The sequence below is a fragment of the Alkalinema pantanalense CENA528 genome (genome assembly GCF_050753345.1).
GTDB classification, from domain to species: Bacteria; Cyanobacteriota; Cyanobacteriia; order Leptolyngbyales; family Leptolyngbyaceae; genus Alkalinema; species Alkalinema pantanalense.
Genome location: NZ_JBLZFX010000010.1, coordinates 69,817 through 91,774, shown reverse-complemented (window position 1 = coordinate 91,774; position 21,958 = coordinate 69,817). Strand labels below are relative to the sequence as shown.

Sequence of the window (21,958 nt, the reverse complement as noted above, 5' to 3'; positions counted from 1 at the left end):
ACTCACGATAAAGCTATAGCTCACCCAAAAACTCCTGTTCCCAAATCCCGTAAATCTACGGAGGGTGAGCTTCCTGACTGCGATCGCACGCCATCCCCTCACGATATTCCCATCGCCTCTTGAATCGATCGCTTCTCCCAGAATCAAAGGGTGCTTAATTACATCATCGCCCCCCATCTACAGAATTACTTATCTACGGCATCAGTAATCTTGAATTCATAAAGTTCCGTAGCGGCTCTAGATTTCCGTAGTGGCCCACTGAATTAGGGAGGTTATTTCTTAGCAAGTCCCTAAGGTGAGGTCAATCTGTGTGCAGCTCAATCTGTCGATCGCAATTAATTATCAAAATGCTCATAAAAAAGGGGCAAAAGCTTGCCCCCCTGTTGAACCCACATGAATGAAAAGTAATTGCGTATAAGACGTTCTTAGTACGCTAGACCCATGCTGCGAGTCGTCTCCGCACCGAGGTAAACTCGAATGCTGAGGAAGTCGGTAGGGCAAGCCGTTTCGCAACGTTTGCAGCCGACACAATCTTCCGTCCGAGGAGACGAGGCAATTTGGCCTGCCCGACAACCATCCCAGGGAACCATCTCTAGAACGTCGGTAGGGCATGCCCGAACGCACTGGGTGCATCCGATGCAGGTATCGTAGATTTTGACTGTATGAGACATGTTATGAAAGGCTCCAGATTAGTGCGTTTGCAATATCTGCAGTCCGTCGATTTCGTAGAAAAATCTACCAAACCTCAGAATCATTGCCTAGTGTACTCCAGGGGGTTTCCTGTGCCTGCGAAGTGGTTGCAAAACTTTGCAGAACGTAATAACTAGACCTGACGCTCCTCTTGAGCGATTCCTTAGAGATTGCGCTAGAGAGGAGCACTCCCAACTCTCCGGGTCATTAAGGCCGCAGCAGTTGATCGAGGACGGGTTGCGTTGAAACGACATGCCGATCGAGGCCCAGATCCTTCGGAGCAATGCCCAAGGCTAAGGCAATCAATTGGGGCAGATGCAAAATTGGGAGTTGGAGAGACTGCCCCGTCACTTTGGCGATTTCCGGCTGACGGGAATCAAGCTGCATATGGCACAGCGGACAGGGGGTAACAATGCAATCGGCTCCAGCGGCGATCGCGGCCTGTAAATGTCCTCCTGCCATGTGAAACGATTGTTCTGTGGCATAGCTAGAAAGGGGCCAGCCGCAGCACTGAGTTCGGCCTGGATAGTAAACCGGATCCGCACCAACAGCTTCAAATAGCATTTCCATGGATTTTGGGTTAACCGGATCATCGTAGGGATTGTCCTGCCCTCGCAGCAGATAGCAGCCATAAAATGCAGCACATTTCAAGCCTGATAGTTGGCGAGTCACCCGTTTTTTAATGGCTTCAACACCATAGTCCGCCACCATGACCCAGAGCAAATGGCGCACCGCAGTTGTGCCCTGGTAGGGAGAGCAGCCTTCTTTTTTAAGAAATCCATTGACTCGATCGAAATAAGCTGGGTCATTCTGCTGGGCTTGCTTAAGGCGATCGTCCACATGTCCAATCACACCTTGGCAGGTACTGCAATGGGTCAGCAAGGGCAACCCAAGTTCCTCCGCAAGGGCGATATTGCGGGCATTGACCGTATCCTCAAGCAGCGGTGAATCTTCTTTGAAGGTTCCCGAGCCACAGCAGGATGCTTTTTTAAGTTCCAGTAACTCAATGCCCAGCGCCTGGGTCAACAACGCCGTGGACTGATAGAGTTCCCGACAGGCACCCTGGGCCACACAACCTGGGAAATAGGCATATTTCAAGGGAGTCGAAGTGGAGGGAGCCAAATTAGAGGAGGTAACAACAGCCATAACAAGCCAAGGTAAGAAGAACGCACTAAACTATCTTTTCCAGTCTGCCTAGAAATTGCCCTCTCTCCCCAAAAGTTCCAAATCAAAAAAGGCTTCTCTCTGGGAGAAGCCTTCGAAAGATGTTGCAGTTATTAATCAATCACTTACTTGAACCATGCTCCCTTGAATCATGCCCCTTTGTTGCTCTCAAACAGGTTGAGCTGGCTCGGAGGGCACCAGGGATTGAGACTCTAGGGACTGAGACTCTAGGGATTGAGACTCTAGGGCCGCAGGTTCCACGGAGTCGGTGATTACGTTTAACATTGGCTCCCCGACGGATGGGGTAGCAGCCTCAGCCGTGCGGTGGCGGCGACGAATCCCAATGAACACATCATAGATAAAATGCAGTGGATCCTCTGTAAAGACACCGAGAGTTTGGTGACAGCCTTTTTCATCCAATAAAGGCTTCATGGCAAAGTAGACTTTCTCGTAGTTATACCAAGGCACAGCGGGCCAGAGGTGGTGCACAAGGTGATAGTTTTGTCCGCCAATTAGATAGTTGAGGATCCGACCAGGATACACCCGTGCATTCAGCCAGCGATCGCGCTCTTTAAACGGACGGTGGGGAAGGTAATCAAAGAACAAGCCGAGTTCCAACCCTACTAAAGCTAAGGGCGTGAACCAGAAATTAAAAATGTAGTGGATAACCCCGAAATGGTAGGCCAGCCAGAGGAGGAGAACCGCGCTCGATCGAGCCAGGATCCACTCATAGAGTTCAAACTTTTTCCAGAGTTTCCGTTGAAAGAAGTAGACCTCGTGGTACATAAACCGCGCATTAATCAACCATAGGGGCCCCATGGTAGAAACAATGTGATCGGGGTCATTTTCAGGGTCGTTGACATTGGCGTGGTGCTGCATGTGCACCCGCGTAAACACGGGAAACGAAAACCATAACAGAAACGCACTGCCATGGCCCAGGATCGCATTGACGACCTTGCTCCGATGGGCCACCCCATGGCAAGCATCATGAATAACCGTTCCCACCAAATGCAACGCTAAGAAGTTGAGGCAAAACGTTATCCAGCCAGCCCAATGGAGTTCAAAATAGCCCCATGACGAAAATGCGGCGATGACCACCGCAGCGATAAACATAGATAGGTTGGGATTGAACTGTCCCGGCCCGGGAGCACCAACTAGCTCGCGGGGAACTGCTAGGGGCTGCTTTGCCGCCGCCATCAGGCTTTCTCTCCTTTCTCACACCCTCGGGTAGTATACACGATACGGAATGTCATGAAGTTAAGTAAAGCCTGGTAAGTTTTTCTCATCAAATGCTGCGCATTTACCAGGTTTGTCATTATCAAAATCCTGCTCAAAGACCTTCCCCAGAGACAACAGCGATCGCAGAAAAGGGAAGACCACTAGGGAGTCCTAGAAAAAACAATGGGAACTTTAGGATTGGGGGAAGGGTCTGATACCTCTAGTTAAACGAATAGTTAGACAAATTAGAGAACTAGTTAGAGAACTAGACGAGCTAGAGAGTTAAACGGATTAGTACGGATTAATCAAGTTGAAGGGGTCAAACCACTCTCCAACTCTCGTCAATGGGCTCAATCAATCATCTACTTTATTTCAATTACCTCCCCCAATTTCAATTGTCTCTTCTAACTGTCTTTGCAACTCACACCTTTCTGGATCAAGGATTAACTCCCATGGCACGACATCTTTCTGGTTTTCGGTTCCGTCAGCTTGCTCTACGCGGGGGTAGTGCAGCGATCGCTACACTCCTGTTGACCAGTGGGATAGCCCAGGCACAAACTTCCTCCTCTAACCTACGCTCTACGGGCGATGTAACCGTGCCCACGGAAACCGTTTCTACCCCTTCCGGCAGCACTACACCGTCTACAACCCCCAGCACGACCCCCAGCACGACCATCCCCCTCACGGGTGTCCGGTTTGCTTGTCAGACCCTCAATGGCCAACAAACTGTGGTCTACATGCCCGAAAGCCAGCCCAGTAAAATGTTTCCCTGGGCAGTCCCCAGCCAGATGGGCGGCGGCTGGAGTACCGATCGCCGCTGTGCTGAGATTGCCCGACGTTTGGAGTCCTATCGTCCCGATGGACTGACGGAAATGATGACCGCAGTGGAAAACGGCTACAACACGATTTGCGTAACCACCGAAAAAGTGCCCGCTTGCCGGATTGTCCTCACGGTGCCGAACGGCCAAGATCCCATCGCTACCCGCGATCGCGTCTTCCAAAATCTGGCGATCGCCGATAGTGGGGAAATGACCCAAGGGGTATTGACCTACGGATCCAAGAAAAACGGCAGCGATATTTTGAATCAACTGGGTGACTTGTTGGGTGTGCCCGGTGTCGGTAAAACCTCTAGCAGTACCCCTAGCTCCACGACGGATTCAACCAAGAGTTCATCGGGGATTAACCTGCGGCCTTTCCTGGACAAAGCTGATGGGGGCACCGGCTCCAAACTCAGCAATGGTGTAAATCTGCCCAAGCCAGCGGCCAAGCCTGCCACCACCACCAAGAAATCTAATAGCTCGGGCTTAAAACTGAATCCTAAAATTTTCCGTTAAGGTTGCCCCCGATTCCCAATGCCTACAGGTACCTTAAACAGGAGCCTGTCATGCTTGGTAATACTCAGCCATTCTCAGGAATACTCGCTCGTGCTCAGTTTTTTGATAGCCGAACGCTTTGAGCCTCTCCTGCGAGTTCTACGGCTGCCCTTGCTGCCTCTATCGCAAGATTAGCCAGTTCCCTATCCCAATATGGGGTAGGGTTTTTCTTTGGTTTCCCCTTCCGTGGTACTATCCCATATGCTTTCACTAAATTCGATCGAAGCTGTTCAGTCGTTGAGTATTTGTTCATGACGTTCCAACCTTCTCGCCGTAGAACCAAAATTGTCGCGACGATCGGCCCCGCTACCAGCAGCCCGGAGGTTCTACGGGAGTTGATTAAAGCCGGAGCGACCACCTTTCGGCTGAACTTCTCCCACGGTACCCATGAGGATCATCTGCGTAGCATTCGCTTGATTCGTCAAGTCTCGAATGAGCTGAACTACCCCGTGGGGATTTTGCAGGATTTACAGGGCCCCAAAATTCGTTTAGGCAAGTTTGAAAATGGATCCATCACCTTAAAAAAAGGCGATCCGTTTACCCTAACCAGCAAGCAAATTTCCGGTACAGAGGAAATTAGTTCCATCACCTACGAACCATTGGCGGAAGAAGTTCCGGAAGGAGCGACCATTCTGCTGGACGACGGCAAAGTCGAAATGAAGGTGGAAAAAATTGATAAAGCCGCAGGGGAATTGCACTGTCGGGTCGTCGTCGGAGGCGTCCTGTCCAATAGTAAAGGGGTGAACTTTCCCGGTGTCTATCTGTCCATCAAGGCACTGACGGATAAAGATCGCAAAGATTTGATGTTCGGATTAGACAATGGGGTAGACTGGGTCGCCCTCAGCTTTGTCCGCAATCCGGAGGATGTCAAGGAGATCAAGGAAATTATCTCCCACGCGGGGAAAAGCACGCCTGTGGTGGTCAAGATTGAGAAGCACGAGGCGATCGAGCAGATGGAAGAAGTCCTCTCCCTCTCCGATGGCGTCATGGTGGCGCGGGGAGACCTCGGGGTGGAACTTCCGGCTGAAGATGTGCCGATCCTGCAAAAACGCCTGATTGCCACCGCTAACCGCTTGGGAATTCCCATCATCACCGCGACCCAAATGCTGGATAGCATGGTGAACAATCCCCGCCCCACCCGTGCAGAAGTTTCAGATATTGCTAATGCAATTTTGGATGGCACCGATGCTGTGATGCTGTCCAACGAAACCGCCGTGGGTAAGTATCCCGTAGAAGCCGTGGCCACCATGGCGCAAATTGCCCTGCGCACAGAGCGGGAAAAGGCCAACCGGATCAAGGAAGATGCGGGTAAATCCATTACCAATGCCATCAGTAAGGCCGTGGGACGGATTGCGGAACAACTCAACGCCGCCGCCATTATGACCTTGACCAAAACGGGAGCCACGGCGCGCAATGTGTCTAAATTCCGGCCTAGAACCCCCATTCTGGCGATTACCCCCCACATGGATGTGGCACGGCAGTTGCAACTCGTCTGGGGCGTGAAACCCTTGCTGATGCTGGAACTGGATACCACGTCTGAAACCTTTGAAGCCGCCATTAACTTGGCCCAAGAGCGCAGCATGTTAGAGGCTGGCGATCTCGTCGTTCTTACAGCGGGAACCTTGAAGGGAGTTGCTGGATCCACTGATTTAATCAAAGTGGAAGTGGTCACCGCAGTGCGGGGCAAGGGGATCGCGATCGGAGAAAAGTCCGTGAGTGGACGCGCCCGCGTCATGCATAACGAGAAAACCCTGACCCAGTTTGAAGCCGGAGATATCCTAGTTGCCCCCAGTACATCCGCCAATTACGTGGATGCCATTCGGCGGGCGGGCGGGGTTGTCATTGAAGACAGCAACGTGACGGGTCATGCGGCGACGATCGGTCTGCGGCTAGGCGTTCCGGTGATTGTAGGGGTCAAAGATGCCACTTCCGTCATTCGGGATGGGGAAATTGTCACCCTCGATATGCAGCAGGGCTTGGTTTATTCTGGCCTTGGCCACACAGCCAAGGGCGGTGAAGAATAAAGCTAGGGGAATCTCCGTCAAGAGTTTATCAAGCCCTAGCCGAAGCCAAGACCTCACGGATACACTAGTTCAGGTGCTCGAATTATCTGAAAAAAGTATATTTGTGAGGTTCCTGACCTATGGCTCAAACTGGCTTAAGTGTTCCAACGATCCACCCTATTAAGTTTGGAACTGACGGTTGGCGCGGAGTCATTGCCGCCGACTTTACGTTTGAGCGGGTGGCGCGGGTGGCTCCTCTCGCAGCGCAAATTCTGAAAGAAGTCTATGGCCCCACCACAGGCAGCAATACGATCGTCGTTGGCTACGATCGGCGCTTCCTGTCGGAACAGTTTGCGGAAACGGTTGCGAAAACGGTTCAGGCCATTGGCTTTGATGTCTTACTATCTGAATGCTATGCACCCACCCCGGCTTTTAGCTGGGCGGCTAAGCAGATGAATGCCCTGGGGGCGATCGTCATTACCGCGAGCCATAACCCCGGTAGCTATTCTGGCCTCAAGGTGAAAAGCGCCTTTGGTGGGTCGGTGCCACCGGAAGTTACGCAGAAAATTGAAGTCCTTTTGGATGCGGGCTCCCACCCAGCTACTGCCAGCACACCGGGTACCCTCAAACCCTTCAATCCTTGGACAGGTTACTGTGAAGGGCTCCGGCAATTAGTCGATGTTGCAGCCATTCGATCGGCGATTCAGCAGGGCAAATTGAAGGTTTTAGTAGACGCGATGCATGGAGCTTCTTCCACCGGGCTCAGTCAAATTTTAGGAATTGACGTAGAGGAACTCAATCCCGATCGCGATCCGCTCTTTGAAGGAGGCGCACCGGAACCGTTACCTAAATATTTGACCACCTTGATGCGGCGGTTAAAAGACGATGTTGTGCCCGATGGCGTCAAAGTGGGTTTGGTCTTTGATGGCGACTGCGATCGCATTGCGGCGGTGGATGGCGCGGGACAGTTTCTCAGTTCCCAGGTGCTGATTCCCATCCTGATTGAACACATGGCTACCCGCAAGGGCAAAACGGGGGAAGTGGTTAAAACCGTGAGTGGGTCTGACTTGATTCCCAAGGTGGCAGCCTTATTGAACTTATCTGTGTTTGAAACTCCGATCGGGTACAAATACATCGCCGATCGCATGTTAGAAGCCCATGCCTTACTAGGTGGCGAAGAATCCGGTGGCATTGGCTACGGACACCACATTCCTGAACGGGATGCGTTACTCTCAGCCCTCTACGTTCTGGAAACGGTGGTGCAAACGGGGTGTGACTTGAGTGACCTGTACCGTCAGTTACAGGAGAAAACAGGATTTGATGCGGCCTACGATCGCATTGACTTACCCTTAGCAAGCTTGGATGTGCGCGATCGCTTACTGGCCCAGTTAAAAAATTCACCCTTACAAACCATTGCTGGCAAAACCATCGCCAATTGCCAGACCGACGATGGCTACAAATTTCGCTTAGCGGATCACAGTTGGCTATTAATTCGATTTAGTGGAACTGAGCCAGTGCTACGGTTATACTGCGAAGCGGCTACATTGGACGAAGTGCACAAGACACTCAACTGGGCTAAGGATTGGGCCAGCGCAGCCTAGGGACAATTGAGGTGTATCTTCTAATGTGCATCCATCTAATGTGCTTCAATCTAATGTGCTTCAATCTACGAATTGGGAAAACAGTTACTAATGATTAAGCCGATTGAGCACTGCAAATTAGAACTGATATTGCCATCAATCAAAGAAGTTAAATACATTTAAGGGCGCTGCTAAGTTTGGGAAATCATCTTTAAACTTAGCAGCGCTTATTTTACGGATATTTTTCTTGAATAAAATTTCATCTTTGCAACCAGTCACAATTTACCAAAGTTTAGTTGGTTGAAATATTAACGCGATCGGGAAAAGGGAGTTTCAATTTCTTCGCGCTTTTTCCCTAGCACTTTTCTCTATAGTTTTCCCTGCAATTAAGTCGAGGTCTGATCCTTCTGGGCTGGCCAACCCAAGGGAACAGTGTATAAATAAAATCCCAATTGGGTAGGGGGTAGGAGCGTAAAAGGGTAGGAGGGTGGGGGGATGAAGAGGGGATATTATTTCTTGGCAAATCCCCAATAACTGTAGCCAGGGACAAGCTCCCAGGACTTAAAACAGTGAATGTTCATTCTTCAGCTTCTTAAGTTGTTAATGTAGATTGAATCAACAATCTGTAAGCCTTTACTAGCAAAGATTTTCTATTTTTAATGACGACTCAATACAGCGGATTGCATAACGACAAGGAACAGATACAGCGCCTGAAGCCTGCGGTGCCGTTGGCTGCTTATCGATCGGTCAAGCAAAGGAAGTTATCTTTGTGCAATTAACGCTATTGAATGCAAGCGTATCTATCAAGTTGACAAAAAATCAATTACTGGAAACCGTTATTTAATTCTTGACTCAAAAAATAAAGCTTCTAGGTATTATCTATCCACAGATAGATCTTCCTTTTTATCCCAATAAACTATTATGCTAGGGCAACTACGGAAATTAAGCGGAAATCAACGAAAATTTCTATTGTAGTCTAATGTTTAAAGAGCATTTGTCTTAGGACAGCTCTACTCGATTCCTTGAGAAAATTAGACAGAATTTTTAACTTTGATTTCCACAGTATTTTTAGTCTTTTGGGTGCATTGTAATTCGTTTCTTAATGAGTCTCCTTTGGTGCATTGAAGGTCGTTAATCGGCTTGACTGACAAAACTTCAAAAAACGACTGTTGAAACCTTTGTTTTCCAACTGATCTCTCTGCACCATTGCTTGATGTAATCAGGGTTTGATGTGAGTACGGTTTTAACTGCCAGCTTCATAGTATTTGTTAGTCTCATTTGGTTCGAATAACTTGATTCGCTTCGGGGTGGTTGATCTACTGCCGAGCACTGTTTTGTCCTTTTGTATCATGTTCCTAAAAAATTGCCCCCAAACTGATCATCCTGTGAAGCAATATCCTATGCCGTGGTTAATCAGTCCTCGACATTGATAGGGTCGCTTTCACTCATTCCCACTTGCGTTGTAAAAATTCAGTTTTTCAATTGTTTTTGGAAATCAGCAACTGTTGATGCGTTATTAAGCCGATCGAAGCGTGGTTGAATAACACAAGAGATCTAATCGGTTGAATAAAGCTTCAAGACTGATTCTGCTGCAATTGTTCAAACTATTTTTTGCATTGATTTTTTGCATTGTTGACTTCTTGCAAGATTTACAAGTTCTGACTTGCCAAGTTCTTGTATTGTTTACAAGTGGATGCGTGAAAGTTTGATCGATCGATAGGTTGAGCATTCTATTTTAGCCCCCATAAATAGGATTTGCAAATGAATACATTGTCTTCTGTCAATTACCGCTCGTTTGAGCGGTTGCATCCCCTTAGTTTATTAGCCCAAATAAGTAGTCGCCAAGTGAGTGGACGGCTACAAGTCACAAGTGAAGCAACCGTTTGGTCAATTTATTTCGATCGAGGTCAGTTGCTCTACGCCACAAATTTAGTTGATCCCTTTGGTCGATTAATGCGGCATTTAGAACAACTTGAAAGCCAGATCTCGAGCGTGACCACACTGGTTCGTCAACAAGCTCGTACCCTGTTTGAGCACACTGTCCGAACGCAAGCAGTGGTAGACCCAGACTATCGGGCCATCTGTTGGCTGGTGGAGCAGCAGCATATGTCCGCTGCCGAGGCTCTAGTACTGATTGAAAACCTAGCAAAGGAAGTGCTAGAAGGCTTTCTAGAAATCAAGGCGGGTTACTGTAGTCCTGTGGATAGTACAATTCTCACAGGCCACCCTACTTTTGGGAATTTAGAGTTGCGTGCTTTGGTGGAAGCCTGTCAGGCCAAAATGTCGCCGCTCCCCAATTCCTCTGCTCAATCAGCTTCTCCAACCTCTTCATCCCTTCGGCTTCCTCAGGTCAGTCCTGAGGCGGAATCCCAAGGTCTAGCCCCTGCTGCAACGCCAACCTCTTTAGGCGTATCTCCCGCCAAAGAGAACTATACGATCGTCTGTATTGATGATAGTCCTACTGTTTTGCAAGCGATCAGTTGTTTCCTAGACGATCAAAGCTTTGCAGTCCTCATGATTAACGATCCGGTTAAAGCTTTGATGCAGGTGGTACGCAGCAAACCCGATTTGATTTTATTAGATGTGGGCATGCCCAATTTAGATGGTTATGAGTTGTGCTCGCTGCTGCGCCGCCATCCTGCCGTGAAAGCCACCCCGATCATTATGGTGACTGGGCATACTGGCTTCATCGATCGGGCCAAGGCGAAATTAGTCGGTGCCTCTGGCTATCTGACGAAACCCTTTAATCAGTCCGATCTCTTGAAAATTGTCTTTAAACACTTAACACAGGCTTGAGGCAAGACTGTGCAGTACCCCCCGTGCAGTAATACCCATACAGGCATATCCGTCCCCTAGAACTTACCAAGGTCCTCACGGTTGTTCTCGATGGTGGAATTACACGATCAGACCATCAATGATCTTCAAAGCCTGGATTTCATCAGTCAATTGATTGAAATTTTTACTATTTCAAACTACATTGGCATGTTGTATTTATTGATGCACTAGTATTCATAGAGAACTACGGCATCGGAAACTTTACAATTACACTCAGTTAAAGATTAATTCACATCAGATTCAACTTCCCTAGAATGGCCCTAGAGACAAAAATGGATAAAGTTCTAATTGTTGAAGATACACTTTCAGAAATGGAGTTGCTGAGCCATTACCTTCGCGAAGAAGGGTATGCAGTAATTGGCACAGCCAATGCAAAGGAAGCGCTTCAAATGGCTCTTGACCACAAGCCGGATGTCATTGTCAGTGATGTCGTCATGCCAGGAATGAGTGGGTTTGAATTCTGCCGCAGTTTACGCAAAAATCCCGAGACTTCTACGGTTCCAGTCATTCTCTGCACTTCAAAAAGCCAAGATATCGATCGATTGTGGGGGATGAAACAGGGTGCCAATGCTTATATTACTAAGCCCTTTACCCGTGAAGTTCTTCTTCAAACCATTCAGACCGTTAAGCTCTAGCTCAATTAGCACTCATGACTGAGACGTGTTTTTCTCAATTAGTTTTTCTCAATTAGCTCTCATCACGGCTCCCAATGCGTTGATTTGGGAGATTGCCCCCATATTTCACTGAGCGCTAGTTTTATGAATCGTTCTTCTTTGTTGACTGCTTCTATTGCTCGTACTCCCATTACTTTAGATGTGGGATATTTGCGAGTGACTCTGCCTAATCAAATGCAGGTCGTTTTACCAATGAATTCGGTGCAGGAAGTCATTTCTCATCCAATTCATCACATCACAGCTATTCCGAACATGCCTATCTCAGTTTTAGGATTAATGAATCGGCGTAGCCAACTGCTTTGGTTAGTGGATTTGGCTAATTTACTCGGAATTGGGAGTCTAGAGCTCAATAGCCAAACTCAAGCTATTGTGATTCTCAAGCAGGATTCCATTTTGATTGGATGTGCAGTCACTGCTGTTGAAGGGATGGTGCAATTGACACCGGATGAGTTTCAATCAGTTCCCAATCACACCCCCTCCAGCCTCTTACCTTATTTACGAGGCTGCATTGTGCGGGATGCCAATCTCCTTTTAATTTTGAGCCCGAATGCAATCTTTCAATCACCGGTACTTCAGCTTTAGATTGTCATTTCATCTTGTGCAAGAATAAGACCTCAGGATAGCCCAAGCTTCCAATTGATATAGGCTCCCGAACTAGCTTCCAACTAAATAGGCTGTCAATCCAATCAGCTTCCAAACTAGCTTCTAAATAGGCTTCCAATTCTTTTCAGATATCTCCCTCGTTCCATTTTAGTAATTGCTTTAGTAATTGCTAAAACGTTGGTCGATCTGTTGATCGAGTTGCACTAAAACTCACCGAAGCATTACCGAAACATTTTCGAAACAATTCAGGATCCTCAAAAGTCATGGTTGATCAAATTGATATCACGAAATCCGTAGAGTCGAAGTCCGCACCACGATCGACAAACATCTCTACGTTCCCAGCGAACCCTTCTGATACAGTACCCGTTACCCTTTTGCCTAAGCTCCAAACAAGATCTTCGAAACGTCATTGGCAACGGCTCGTCAAACCATGGCACAGAATGAGTTTGAAGACAAAGGCTACGATTCTAGCAATCACGATCGGAACCTTGCCAGTCTTTGCCATTGGGGGTGTAGCCTACTGGATGGCGGAACGTACCATTTCGGAGCAAATTTCCCAAGCGGGGATACTGCAAGCTCAGTCTCTCTCCGATAAAATTAATCGCTTTATGAATGAGCGCCTTGGGGCCATCATCGTGTTGTCGGGCCATCCTGCTTTGGTGAATGAGCGGATTCGGAAAACCGTTGAACTGCGGGATTTAGAGGAAATCTTTAACCGCTTTGTCAAAGCCTATGGTGTTTACGACAGCGTGGCAGCCTTTGACATGAATGGAGATGTCATTGCTCAATCTGCGGGAGACAAGCTAGATAATCATCGCAGCCGAGCCTATTTCCAACAGGTTTTGGCAACCCGCACAACTGTAATTACGCCACCGGAAAAATCAATCTCCACCGGAAAATGGGTGATTCACATTGCTGCCCCGTTGCTAGATGATAGTAACCGTAATCTCCTCGGAGTCATCCGGACTCGTATCCCGATCGAAAAATTGAGGGAAATTACCCAGTTTCTAGGAAATGGTCAGCATTACCACATCACCGATGCAAAAGGTAATATTTTTGTGGCCTCCGATGCCCACCATGCTGACGATATTGGCAAAAATATCACCGAAGAATTACCTCCGATCGCCCCTTTTCTTGAAAAAGGCGAACCTTACAGTTGGACAGACCTCTACGATGGCAAGCCAGCATTATTCAGCTATGCCCCTGTGGAACGCTTGGCAGGATTGGATTTGCGCTGGAATACGGTGCTTAGTTTGGATGGAGATGTAGCCTTTGCGGCCCAAAAAGGGCTACTGACCACCATCTTGATCGGTACAGGATTGACCGCCTTAGCCATGGGATTATTGGCGGCTTGGCTGGCGCAACGGTTAACAAAGCCCCTGTTAGAAGCCAATCAAGCGGTGCAAGCTTTGGGGGCTGGCAAGCTAGACACAAGGATTCACCTACAAGGACAGGATGAATTAGCTCAGTTAGGCAACAGCATTAACGACATGGCAGATCAATTAAGTCAATTGATCTCACAACAGGTGCGTAGTGCTCAACAAGCCAGCTTTTTGAGCCAAACAACGCTGAATATTCGTCGATCGCTGCGCTTTGAAGATATTTTTCAAACTAGCGTTGAAGAGGTTCGCAACTTCCTTCAGTGCGATCGCGTGGTGATTTATTCCTTCGCACCGGATTTTTCCAAGGGAACCGTGATTGCGGAATCTGTCCTGCCAGGGTGGCCGATCGCCTTAGGGCAAATGATTGCAGATCCCCTCACCCCCGATCTGCTAGATCGCTATCGCAATGGTCGCGTTTGGTCAATCGACGATCGGCAAACGCAAACATTGACCACTTGTCACTGTGAAATCCTAGAGGCGCTCTCCGTCCGGGGCAATTTGGTGGCTCCTGTAATGCACAACCAAGAGCTGATTGCCTTAATCTGTGCCCACCAGTGTGACGGGCCTCGCGTCTGGAATGCGGAAGAAATTGATCTCTTCAAGCAATTGGCCGTGCAAATTGGCTTTGCCCTCGACCAAGCCCACACTGAACAGGATCGGCAAAAGGCCGAAGTGCTCTCCGAAGAACGGCGTCGCCAACGGGAAAGTTTGCAAAGGCAACTGCTAGAACTGTTGTCCAATATTGAAGGCGCAGCCATGGGGAACCTCACAGTGCGGGCGGATGTGAGCGCTGGGGACATTGGTACCGTCGCAGACTTCTTTAACTCCATTATTGAAAGCTTGAGATCGATCGTTTTGCAGGTGAAACAATCTGCGACTCAAGTCAACGAAGCCTTGACGGCCAACGAAGCCGCCATTACCCACCTCGCCGACGAATCCAACCGACAGGCCAAAGAAACCGCTCGTACTTTGGATTCCCTCAGCACAATGACCCAATCCATCTACGACGTCGCCAATAATGCCCAGCAGGCCGCCGCCATTACCCGAGTCGCTGCGGACAATGCCCAAGCAGGCGGCGCTGCCATGGAATCTACGGTAAGCAATATTGCGGTCTTGCGCTGGACGATCGGGGAAACCGCGAAAAAAGTGAAACGGTTAGGCGAATCCTCCCAGGAAATCTCCAAGGTGATCTCGATGATTAACCAAATTGCGATGCAAACTAACTTGCTAGCGATTAATGCGGGGATCGAAGCCGCTCGGGCGGGTGAAGACGGTCAGGGTTTTGCGGTGGTTGCGGAGGAAGTCGCCGAACTTGCCAATCGAGCGACCGCTGCCACTCGAGAAATTGAAAGCATTGTGTCCACCATTCAGCGGGAAACTGCCGAGGTCGTAGATGCCATGGAACAAGGCACGAGCCAAGTGGTGCAGAGTACGACATTAGTGAATGAAGCCAAGGAGAACCTGGGGCAAGTGGTGGAAGTTGCCCACCAAGTGGACGAACTGGTGCAGAAAATTTCGGAAGCAACCATTTCCCAAGTCCAAACCGCCACAACCGTTTCTGACCTGATGCGGCAGATGGCTCAGTTCTCTAGCCGCACTTCTGATTCCTCTAAGCAGGTATCGGCCACCCTCCGACAAACGTTGGACATTGCCCAAGATCTCAAATCTTCAGTGGGGACTTTCATCGTGGATTAGTCTCTAGCGGATTGCATCTACCCGTTAACGGCATTCCTGGCCATCGCTCAAATCGCGCCTTGGATGCCCTGTGGATGCCCACCTTGTCATCCCTAAGTGGACTGACTCAACCCTCCTCTAGCCCCTAGCGATCGTATAGCCTCCCTACGGTATAGCCTCCCTACTATGGATAAGGAACTTGAAATCAAGCGCCAGTTTCTGGATGAAGCCCAAGCCTATCTCGATACGTTAGATACTGCAATTTTTGGGATTGCGGATCAGCGAGTCGATCTGGCTAAGATTAATGCTGCGTTGCGCGCTGCCCACTCCATCAAGGGGGGGGCTGGCATGATGGGGTTTGGCCATTTAAGTGATCTGGCTCACCAATTAGAGGATGGTCTCAAGGCGCTGAAGCTGCAACGCTCTGAACTCGTGATCGATGCAAGCCTGGAAAATCAATTTTTTCAAGCGATCGACTATCTGCGCCAAGTCATTGAACAGCATCGATCGCATCCGCCCGACCCGCAACACCCCAACCTTGGGGAGATGGATGCGGAGATCGATCGTGAATGGCTCGATCGAGAAGTGTTACCGAGCTTTGCAGCCCTGCGCGATCGCGTGGGCCACCCTGGGGAGGAGGACGCTGCTTCGATCCTGGGCCCAGAAGACGGACAAGATATTGCGGCTCTGCTCTTTGAAACAGAAGTGGAGGGTTGCCTACAACGGTTGGAAGCCGTGCTAGCGGATGCTAACCAACCCTGTCTGCGGGAAGAAGTCAACATTTTGGCCCAAGAACTGGGCGGGCTTGGGGAAATGCTGCAATTATCAGCCTTTACAGCCCTGTGCCATTGTGTAGGACGGATGATCCTAGCGGCAGTTCCGGAGCAGGTAGACCGGGTGGCCCGAGTTGCGTTAGCCCATTGGCGCAGCAGTCAGAGCTTGGTTCTCAGTGGCCAGCGATCGACCTTACCGACCCAGTTAACCGGCGAGGGATTACCCACGATCGCGCCTGAAATAGCCTCAGACTGGGCAAGTCCATCAAACCATGGAACCGCTTGGGATGCAGCGCAGATTCTAGACCTCCGTCAATCCGAGGCGATCGACTCGTCTTTAGCGAGCCGCCCAGCGCTACATCCCGATTCAGGGACTTTGGATTCAGCCGGTCTCGATGCATTAACCGCAAATTCCCCCGAGGTGAATTCCCTGTCCTGGGATGAGGCGATCGCGGCGGCTCAGGCGGAATCCTGGATCATTGACTCAACGGATGCTGCTGCCAGGGCTGAATCTTCCACAACTGCGCTCCATGGAAACAGCGAGGATGAGTTATGGAGCCCTGCAAGTGTTGATCCGTCTTCGCGGAACGCACCGTCACTCAATACCGCTTCACTCAATGCCGCTTCACTTAATGCCGCTTCACTACAGCCATGGGAAGTGAAACCGGATACCATCACCACGATCGAGCCCGTGGATGAAGATGCAACCGTTAGGGTTTCAGTGCGATATCTCAATCAACTCAATGATCTCTTTGGGGAATTGGCGATCGAGCGCAATGGGCTGGATCTCTATCTCAAACGGCTCCGTAGCTTGAGCAAGTTACTCCGCGATCGCATCAAACAACTCAATCAAGCCAACAATGATGTTCGAGCCATGTACGATCGGGGATCCCTGGGACAACTTCAGGATCCTCGGAGTGGAATCAACCATCCCGTGGCGTCTCGGGCGATCTCGTTCATGCCCTCGAGTCCAGCAGGCCAACGATTATTTAAAGCCCAATCGGGGCGACGGGAAGATGCGTCCATCGTCGAAGAAACAATCAATCGAGACACCTTCGATGTTCTGGAACTCGATCGCTATGGCGACCTCCATGGGCTGTCTCAGGAATTAATAGAAACGATCGTCCAACTTCAGGAAGTGGCCACTGACCTCGATTTGGGCTTGGATGATGCGGAACAAACGACCCGTGATCTCAACAAAACCACAAAACAGTTACAGAGTCGCCTCAGCCAATTGCGCATGCGTCCTCTCTCGGATATTACCGATCGCTTTCCCCGAGCTCTCCGAGAATTATCCTTGCAGCACAACAAAACAGTTCGCCTGCAAGTTCAAGGCAGCAATCTCCTCATCGATCGCAACATTTTAGAAGCCCTGCAAGATCCCCTGATGCATCTCCTACGCAACGCCTTTGACCATGGGATTGAATCTCCCCAGCTTCGGCTCAATCAGGGCAAACCCGAAGAGGGCTGCATTGAGATCAGTGCGACCCACCGAGGCAACCGCACCCTGATTACCCTGCGGGATGATGGCGGGGGGATCTCCCTCCACAAAATTCGGCAACGGGCAGTAGACATGGGGCTCGATCGTACCTTGCTGGCGACGGCCAGCGAAGCGGATTTGCTTTCCCTCATTTTTGAGCCCGGTTTTAGCACCAGCGATACCGTAACCCAGATCTCCGGACGGGGGATCGGCATGGATGTGGTGCGAGAGAACCTCAAGCAAATTCGGGGGGAAATCTCGGTACAAACCCAAGCGGGAGAAGGCACAACATTTGTCTTGTCCATTCCCTATACCCTGTCAATCACCCGCATTCTGCTGGTCGAGAGCGCCGACATGCTGCTGGCACTGCCCAACGATGCGGTGGAAGAAATTATTCTCCTCCAACCAGACTCCATCGAAACACGGGAGGGGCGCAGGCTGTTGTGGCATCAAGGGGAGTGGATTCCAGCGATCCAGTTAAGCGAATGGTTACACTTCAACTGCAATCGTCAGCCCCAAACCTTAGAGGCTCCCCCAACCATCAATGCCGACGCCATGCTAATCACCCGCCGGGGCACGGAAAAAGTGGGTATCCAAATTAGCCGCTGTTGGGGAGAACAGGAAGTAGCCAGTCGGGGAGTAACAGGGCCCCTCAAACTGCCCACTGGCTTCAGCAACTGCACCATTTTAGGGGATGGACGGGTGGTGCCCCTTGTCAACATGGGTGAACTGTTGCAATGGATTAGTGTCCATGAACGGATGCCGCACCCGGTCATTTGGACAATGGGTACGATCGCACAACCTCCGACCAGTCCCAAACGTCCTGCTCTGTTGGTGGTGGATGATTCCATTAATGTCCGTCGTTTTCTGGCCTTGACTTTAGAACGGGCGGGCTACCGGGTGGAACAGGCGAAAGATGGCCAAGATGCCTTGGACAAATTGAAAGGTGGCTTACAGGTAGCAGCGGTGATTTGTGATGTGGAAATGCCACGCTTGGATGGGTTTGGCCTGTTGAGTCAGTTAAAGTCAGACCACAATTTCAAAGCCTTACCGATCGCGATGTTGACCTCTCGAAGTGGTGAGAAACATCGACGCATTGCAACCGGACTGGGCGCAAACGCCTACTTCACCAAACCCTACAACGAACAAGAATTACTAAAAACTTTGCAAACAATGGTGCAGATTGCTGTTTAACCCAGCCTGCACGGAATTGAACGTGAGTTCAACCACAAAATTGTCCCTAGCAAATTCCCTGCCTTCAGAGAATTTGCTAGGGTGTCGGAGGAGTAGAGTCCCCTAGGCAGTGAGCAAGCTTGTTTCTCTGACGCCATGCCAGAGCAAACTGCTTTGAGGGGAGCATCTCCTCGAATTCATCCACCTCCCGCGAATTTACCCTCAATGGTTTGCTCGCAGCCTAGAGATGGCTAATTTTCATCCGATCCATCCCTGAACTGGAGCCTAACTCCAGCTACTACACATATTTCCCGAGAATTAGCAATCACCTACTGCAACAATGTGCAATATTCTCCAGGCAGGGTTTGATTGCTCTGAAGGTGTATATCCAAAGTGTTTGGGCCATCAAAGTTTGAATTTCAAACAAACCACAGTATTTAAAAAATATTAAGTAAAGTTAATTTTTGTCGTTTTTTTGATTTCAACTTCCCTGAAGCTTGAAGTTCAAGCGAATAAATTACGAAGGAATAATTTTTTGTCGCTTCCCTGGAATTTGTAAGTTTAGGTAGATCTGTCAAGGTATATAGGCTTTTAGAAAGAGTCGATCCCGATCGGTTGGCCAATTATTTGTCTGAAGTTCTAAACAGAGTTGTATTTTTTCTGTGAATCATCTTCCCAAAGTGAGATCTTGCTTTTTTCCCACATAAACTATTAAGCTAGCAGTGACAACAGGAACTCTACTGAATACCAGTGAAGGGTGTGATGTTGATTCAGCGCGTTCATAGATGGATGAGTTGGGAATGCCTACTTTGATCGTTCAATTTTGACCATTCAATGCTTAGCCATTTCAATGATGGCAATCAGTTTAATTTGAATTGTCGATCAGTTTGAAGGTTTCACCTTTCAACTTTCAAAGAGCAAGTATCCCGATGATTACTTTTAGGGCTCGTGTCATTTTCATCATTATAAATCTTGTTGTCTTCTAGGATACAAAATGGTGTGATTCCTTTCAATTTAGTTAAACTGCCTATCCTTTTGAACAGGGATATAGAAGATATCCCGCGCACTGAATTAGATACTTTGAGTTCGGTTGAATTGGAGAACCCATCGACAACAATTTTGGTGTCAAAATATACTGCTCACGGTGAGGACAGATTTCTTATGTTGTTTGAAAAAAACTTCATATGCTTTATCTGATTCTGTGCCCTTACTGTTGCAGGCATTGCTCTGATTCAGTTAGAGCGATGGCGAACTCTAGAGAATATGTTTTTTCATGGGCTGTGAATGTGGTTTTCAAGCCTAACGGTTGAAAACTCCACAAGATTTGCACAACAGTTGATCAGTCTAAATAGTAACTCTGATCAGGTTGCTCAATTCAAGAGCATGGAAATTCAGCTCTAGTATAAATTCGTCGATCGTACAGCCTATGAATTAGTCAAATGTTCCTAAAATCGTCCTCAAGTGATTATTCATGAACAGCGGTTGATCATTGGCATTGGCTAATCTTAAAAGTGACCAATCTTTAACGTTGTCAATTATTTCTAGCAATCCTACATGTTTCTTTCGAATATCAACTTTATTCGATCGATAAGCCAAGTATTATTGTAGTTTTTGCTGAGATGAGGACAATGCTTAGCGTGCATTTTTTATGATTCCTGAGCACTCGCTCTAGTAATTTATCTGGTGAGTTTTTGGCATCTATATCACTGCTATTCAGTGATTTTTGTTGACCAAATTATGAGGAATGAGAGAACGCGGCATGAATACGCTACCTTCCGTCAGCTATCGCTCGTTTGAACGGTTACATCCCTTAAATCTATTGGCCCAACTCAGTAGTCGTCAAACCACGGGGCGGCTACAAGTCACGAGTGAGGCAACTGTTTGGTCAATCTATCTTGATCATGGGCAACTGACCTATGCCACGAATTTGGTTGATCCCTTTGGTCGGTTGGAGCGCCATCTCGAACAATTAGCGGCACAAACACCGAGTTTAACCGCTGAGGTTCGACAGGAACTGCGATCGCGGTTTGAACATGCCATTCGAACCCAATCTACCATTGAGCCAGACTATCGAGCCATCTGTTGGTTAGTCGATCAGGGCTATCTCACAAATACTGATGGGATCGAACTGATCGAGGCATTAGCCAAGGAAGTTTTAGAAGGCTTCCTCGAAATTAAAACGGGTCACTTTGCACCGATAGACCATGCTGTGCTCAGCCAAGCGCCTGTTTTTGGACGATTGGAACTCCGACCCCTAGTAGAACATTGCCAAACTCAGATTCGCCAGCGCCAGAACCCTGCGTCAGCAGTTGCCCGAACCACTCCATCGGCCCTACGTCTTACTCAACTCAGTCCTGATCCCACTGTGGCTCCCAGTGCAACTTCCGCCCCAGCCCAGCCTCCAAAACCGCTGGAACCGAGCCGTACTAAAGACCACTACACGATCGTGTGTATTGACGATAGCCCCACAGTACTCCAAGCCATTAACTGTTTTCTAGATGATCAAAACTTTTCGGTCATTATGATTAATGATCCGGTGAAAGCACTCATGCAAGTGGTGCGCAGCAAACCCGATTTAATTCTGCTAGACGTTGGAATGCCCAACCTCGACGGCTATGAATTGTGTTCGTTACTGCGGCGACATCCCAGTAGCAAAAACATTCCTATCATTATGGTGACTGGGCATACTGGCTTCATCGATCGAGCCAAGGCAAAATTAGTTGGCGCATCGGGTTACCTAACCAAGCCCTTCAACCAAGCGGATCTGTTGAAAACAGTCTTCAAGCATTTGACCTAGAGCAGGCGATCACGAGTCGGGATGCGATCGTAAGTCGGCATGCAATCACTAGGCATGCATCACTAGAAGAGCCTGCCATCGCAGGGTGCAGTGAGACGATGCAAAAACGTGAGGTTTACATGGTTTCATCATTTATCGGAACAAAAATGGCAACGATTTTGGTTGTGGAAGATACTCCCTCAGAAATGGAACTACTGAGTCATTATCTGCGGGAGAGTGGGTATACCGTCATTGGCACGGCAAATGCGAAAGACGCGCTACAGCTAGCCCTAGAACAAAAACCGGATGTGATTGTTAGCGATGTGGTCATGCCCGGAATGAGTGGGTTTGAACTCTGCCGCAGCCTGCGTAAACAGCCTGAAACAGCAAAGATCCCAGTGATTTTCTGCACCTCCAAAAACCAAGACATCGATCGCCTGTGGGGTATGAAACAGGGAGCCAATGCCTACATCACCAAACCTTTCACCCGTGAAGCATTAGTTCAAGCGATTCAAACGGTCAAACTCTAATTTTGTTCCTGCAATCCTCCCTTTCAGGCG

General features: G+C 48.9%; 13 protein-coding genes. 10 read left to right on the top strand and 3 right to left on the bottom strand.

Going from position 1 to position 21,958, the window contains the following annotated elements:
• Window positions 1-425: 425 nt before the first annotated feature.
• The 3 genes from psaC to ACN4EG_RS05570 all read right to left on the bottom strand — a co-directional run bounded on the left by psaC (window position 426) and on the right by ACN4EG_RS05570 (window position 3,051).
• Window positions 426-671 (bottom strand): photosystem I iron-sulfur center protein PsaC, encoded by a 246-nt coding sequence (gene psaC / locus ACN4EG_RS05580; RefSeq protein ID WP_009458117.1) that lies wholly within the window; start codon window positions 669-671, stop codon window positions 426-428.
• A gap of 226 nt (window positions 672-897) precedes the next feature.
• Complete coding sequence (locus tag ACN4EG_RS05575; RefSeq protein WP_431628281.1) at window positions 898-1,836, bottom strand: CoB--CoM heterodisulfide reductase iron-sulfur subunit B family protein; 939 nt, start codon at window positions 1,834-1,836, stop codon at window positions 898-900.
• A 186-nt stretch (window positions 1,837-2,022) separates the two neighbouring features.
• Entirely contained in the window at window positions 2,023-3,051 is a 1,029-nt protein-coding gene (locus ACN4EG_RS05570) for a fatty acid desaturase (protein ID WP_431628280.1), read from the bottom strand.
• A 473-nt stretch (window positions 3,052-3,524) separates the two neighbouring features.
• Between ACN4EG_RS05570 and ACN4EG_RS05565 the strand changes: the two genes are divergently transcribed.
• From ACN4EG_RS05565 to ACN4EG_RS05520, 10 genes are all read left to right on the top strand, one after another.
• On the top strand, window positions 3,525-4,406 hold the full coding sequence (locus ACN4EG_RS05565) for a COP23 domain-containing protein (protein WP_431628279.1): 882 nt from the start codon (window positions 3,525-3,527) through the stop codon (window positions 4,404-4,406).
• A gap of 290 nt (window positions 4,407-4,696) precedes the next feature.
• Window positions 4,697-6,469, top strand: coding sequence for a pyruvate kinase (gene pyk, locus ACN4EG_RS05560; RefSeq protein WP_431628278.1), 1,773 nt, complete (start codon window positions 4,697-4,699; stop codon window positions 6,467-6,469).
• A gap of 119 nt (window positions 6,470-6,588) precedes the next feature.
• The gene (locus tag ACN4EG_RS05555; protein ID WP_431628276.1) at window positions 6,589-8,049 is read left to right on the top strand and encodes a phosphoglucomutase/phosphomannomutase family protein; all 1,461 of its coding nucleotides are present in this window, start codon (window positions 6,589-6,591) and stop codon (window positions 8,047-8,049) included.
• 1,740 nt (window positions 8,050-9,789) lie between these two features.
• Complete coding sequence (locus ACN4EG_RS05550; RefSeq protein ID WP_431628274.1) at window positions 9,790-10,824, top strand: response regulator; 1,035 nt, start codon at window positions 9,790-9,792, stop codon at window positions 10,822-10,824.
• 311 nt (window positions 10,825-11,135) lie between these two features.
• Entirely contained in the window at window positions 11,136-11,498 is a 363-nt protein-coding gene (locus tag ACN4EG_RS05545; protein WP_431628273.1) for a response regulator, read from the top strand.
• A 123-nt stretch (window positions 11,499-11,621) separates the two neighbouring features.
• Complete coding sequence (locus tag ACN4EG_RS05540) at window positions 11,622-12,119, top strand: chemotaxis protein CheW (protein WP_431628271.1); 498 nt, start codon at window positions 11,622-11,624, stop codon at window positions 12,117-12,119.
• A gap of 461 nt (window positions 12,120-12,580) precedes the next feature.
• Window positions 12,581-15,217 (top strand): methyl-accepting chemotaxis protein, encoded by a 2,637-nt coding sequence (locus ACN4EG_RS05535; RefSeq protein ID WP_431628269.1) that lies wholly within the window; start codon window positions 12,581-12,583, stop codon window positions 15,215-15,217.
• Window positions 15,218-15,382: 165 nt separating this feature from the next.
• Window positions 15,383-18,643 (top strand): hybrid sensor histidine kinase/response regulator, encoded by a 3,261-nt coding sequence (locus tag ACN4EG_RS05530; protein WP_431628267.1) that lies wholly within the window; start codon window positions 15,383-15,385, stop codon window positions 18,641-18,643.
• Window positions 18,644-20,381: 1,738 nt separating this feature from the next.
• Window positions 20,382-21,419, top strand: a complete 1,038-nt coding sequence (locus ACN4EG_RS05525; RefSeq protein WP_431628265.1) for a response regulator — start codon at window positions 20,382-20,384, stop codon at window positions 21,417-21,419.
• A gap of 119 nt (window positions 21,420-21,538) precedes the next feature.
• Complete coding sequence (locus ACN4EG_RS05520; RefSeq protein WP_431628263.1) at window positions 21,539-21,928, top strand: response regulator transcription factor; 390 nt, start codon at window positions 21,539-21,541, stop codon at window positions 21,926-21,928.
• Window positions 21,929-21,958 lie beyond the last annotated feature (30 nt).

What these genes read in the sequence shown, in the direction of transcription:
- ACN4EG_RS05570 (WP_431628280.1), bottom strand. Translation starts at nt 3,051, where the DNA reads ATGGCGGCGGCAAAGCAGCCCCTAGCAGTTCCCCGCGAGCTAGTTGGT.
- psaC (WP_009458117.1), bottom strand. Translation starts at nt 671, where the DNA reads ATGTCTCATACAGTCAAAATCTACGATACCTGCATCGGATGCACCCAG.
- ACN4EG_RS05565 (WP_431628279.1), top strand. Translation starts at nt 3,525, where the DNA reads ATGGCACGACATCTTTCTGGTTTTCGGTTCCGTCAGCTTGCTCTACGC.
- ACN4EG_RS05535 (WP_431628269.1), top strand. Translation starts at nt 12,581, where the DNA reads ATGAGTTTGAAGACAAAGGCTACGATTCTAGCAATCACGATCGGAACC.
- ACN4EG_RS05575 (WP_431628281.1), bottom strand. Translation starts at nt 1,836, where the DNA reads ATGGCTGTTGTTACCTCCTCTAATTTGGCTCCCTCCACTTCGACTCCC.
- ACN4EG_RS05530 (WP_431628267.1), top strand. Translation starts at nt 15,383, where the DNA reads ATGGATAAGGAACTTGAAATCAAGCGCCAGTTTCTGGATGAAGCCCAA.
- ACN4EG_RS05550 (WP_431628274.1), top strand. Translation starts at nt 9,790, where the DNA reads ATGAATACATTGTCTTCTGTCAATTACCGCTCGTTTGAGCGGTTGCAT.
- ACN4EG_RS05545 (WP_431628273.1), top strand. Translation starts at nt 11,136, where the DNA reads ATGGATAAAGTTCTAATTGTTGAAGATACACTTTCAGAAATGGAGTTG.
- ACN4EG_RS05540 (WP_431628271.1), top strand. Translation starts at nt 11,622, where the DNA reads ATGAATCGTTCTTCTTTGTTGACTGCTTCTATTGCTCGTACTCCCATT.
- ACN4EG_RS05520 (WP_431628263.1), top strand. Translation starts at nt 21,539, where the DNA reads ATGGTTTCATCATTTATCGGAACAAAAATGGCAACGATTTTGGTTGTG.
- pyk (WP_431628278.1), top strand. Translation starts at nt 4,697, where the DNA reads ATGACGTTCCAACCTTCTCGCCGTAGAACCAAAATTGTCGCGACGATC.
- ACN4EG_RS05525 (WP_431628265.1), top strand. Translation starts at nt 20,382, where the DNA reads ATGAATACGCTACCTTCCGTCAGCTATCGCTCGTTTGAACGGTTACAT.
- ACN4EG_RS05555 (WP_431628276.1), top strand. Translation starts at nt 6,589, where the DNA reads ATGGCTCAAACTGGCTTAAGTGTTCCAACGATCCACCCTATTAAGTTT.